The 2,696-nt window shown below is 57.6% G+C and carries 1 protein-coding gene; it reads left to right on the top strand.

Going from position 1 to position 2,696, the window contains the following annotated elements; genetic code table 11:
- Positions 1-89 precede the first annotated feature (89 nt).
- On the top strand, positions 90-2,696 hold a 2,607-nt coding region (locus ACETWG_05750; protein ID MFB0516092.1), incomplete at its 3' end, for a C25 family cysteine peptidase.

Here is a 2,696-nt window from a genome sequence, read left to right as displayed (position 1 = left end):
GTAATAGACAGCGCGCAAGTTACAGTCATGCCGACACAAACCCAAGAAAACCGGGACGACACTTATCGACCTCCTGTAAATTCATAACTATGCGGTCTATCGCTCCAATTGTGCTGCTTTGCTTCCTCCTCACCGACGCAGCCAGCGCTGAGGGCGAGCGTATCGAACGGATTATCCTGGACCTCCCGGAGGCTGAAACCGAGGTGACGATTGAGGAGGATCGGATCTATGGCCTGAGCACCGCTACCACCTCAATCGAACTGGAGGGCCGATTGGTAAGTATCTATCGCTGGATCCTCTCGGCCGGGGACACCGGCCGGGTATCGGTACGCCTGATCGAGGGGCGGTGGGACCAGGTTGAAAACGCAGGCTTTCCCTTGTTTACTCGCCCCCTCCTGCAGGTCCATTCTCCACAGGTCTGGGGGCAGGTCAGAGTGGTACTCCTGGATCTGTTCCCCTGGCGCACCGTAAATGAGCGGTTGGAAGTGCTCAAAGGAGCACGGGTAGAAGTAACCATCCGCCACCAGCCGGAAGACCTGCTCATCGAGGCTGACCGACAACCACACCTGAGCGCTCGGATCGCCAACCGTCTCTTGGTGATGGCTAAACAGCCGACTAAGCCACCACTAAGGCGCCCCACTAGCTTCCTGCCCGAGGCAGGGACCTGGTTGAAAATACCCATCAAGGTAGACGGCCTGTATCGTGTGACGGGAAGCTACCTTTCCGACGCTGGAATAGCCCTGAGCGCCCTGGAACCTGACCGCTTGCGCCTATTTGCACCAACCTCACTCGGCCGGCCCATGCCCGATAATGTCGGCGCACCTCTGCTCGACAACCTGAAGGAGCTGGCCATCTTCATCAGGGATGGTGATGACGGCAAAATGGATGCGGATGATGATATCCTTCTTTACGGCCAGGGGCCCCGTGGATTCAATTTCAATAATGGTGAGCTCACTTTCATTCAAAATCCTTATACCAACGAGGCTTGTGTGTGGCTTTATATTCCGGAAACCGGTGACGAGCCTTCCGGACAGAGGATGGCTCAGGGCGCTGCCTATTCCGCTTCCGCCAGCGTCATCGCCGCCGGTCGGAGTTGCTATCACCATGAGGTGGACGTATTTAATGGTTTTCAATCGGGCCCGAAATGGCATCAGGAAGCCATAAAAAAGGATTCCCCATTTAGACTAACGCTGCCCACCCCCGGACTTCGCAGCAGTGATACCACCTATCTAAGGGTCCGGCTGCGGGGTGGCAACGATAAAGGCTATCACCAGGTCACCTTGGCTCTCAATCAAAATCTCATTCTCACGTCCCCCAGCTGGAGTACCCACAGTGAAATCACGCTGGCCCCGCACCCCGATGCGGTCGCAACCGCTGTCTGGACTGGTCAAAATGCTATTACCCTGACCAATATCACTACCAATCCTGATCCCCAGGAAGAGGTATGGTTCGACTGGGCCGAGATAGAGTATGGCCTTGATCTCTCCGCTGATGAAGACTTACTGACTTTTCTGATCGGTCCACAGGGTGAGCCAGTTACCATCCAGCTGGCAGATTTTACTGCCCCGCCCCTGGTGGCGGACATCACTGACCCCGCCCAGCCGGTGCTGCAGCAGGTCCACCAGGCCGATAACCACTGGCCTTTTACCATAACTGACCTGAGTACCACCCGGCGGTACATAGCTGCCACCGAGGCCAAGTTCAGAACGCCAGCTCCAGCGATCCTTTACCAAAACCTCGATTTTACCACTCTCCGGAGGCCGGAACATCAAGCCGATTATATCATCATCACCGATCCCACCCTGCTAAATGCGGCTGAGGATCTGGCGCGCATCCACGCTGAAGAAGTTCGACCGGAGCTGCGCCTGACGACCCTTACTACTACTGTCGGAGAAATCTATGAGGAGTTTTCCGGTGGCGTGGCCGACCCTCTGGCCATTCGCGCCTTTCTGCGGTGGGCGCACGAAAACTGGCAGCAACCCGGGCCGCGGCTGGTGCTCCTCTTCGGCGATGGAGACTACGACTACCGCAACCTCTCCGGTCTCAGCCGTATACTGGTGCCCACCATCCAGGTGGACGGCTCCGACCAAACCTGGTCACGTGCCGTCGACGATGCTTTTGTCTATCTCGACGCCACTCCCGTGTCGTCCCCTCTTCCCGACATGGGGGTCGGGCGCATTGCCGTCTCAACTCCAGCAGAGGCGGCGGTGATTGTGGAGATGGTTCGTACTTACATGGTCCAGCCGGAGCCGGGGCCTTGGCGGCAACGCGTCCTCCTGGCTGCGGATGACCCGGTACGCCCAAATGACAACGAGCCCGCCTTTATAGCCCAAACCGAGACCCTCGCCCGGCTACTACCACCCTATCTGCAGGTGCAAAAGATTTACCTGACCGAGTACACCAAAGTTCTCGATCCCGCCACCAACAGCGTGATTAAGCCCGACGCTACCGCCGACTTAATTCGCAGTGTCAACCAGGGCGTGGTCCTGATCAATTATGTGGGCCATGGTAGTGCTACGCAATGGGCTCAGGAGCAGCTGCTCAAAATGGAACGCGATCGCATTCTGCTCCAACCCCGCGCTCGACTGGCCGTCTGGTTCGCCGGGACCTGCGCCTGGGGCCGTTTCGACCAGCTGGAAATCTCCAGTATGAGCGAGGTACTCACTGCCAGTACCGAGTACGCCGCCATTGGTGTG

This window comes from Candidatus Neomarinimicrobiota bacterium (genome assembly GCA_041862535.1).
Lineage (GTDB): Bacteria > Fidelibacterota > Marinisomatia > SCGC-AAA003-L08 > TS1B11.
Note: the sequence above shows the minus strand (reverse complement) of the source record. Positions and strands in the feature narration are given on the sequence as shown.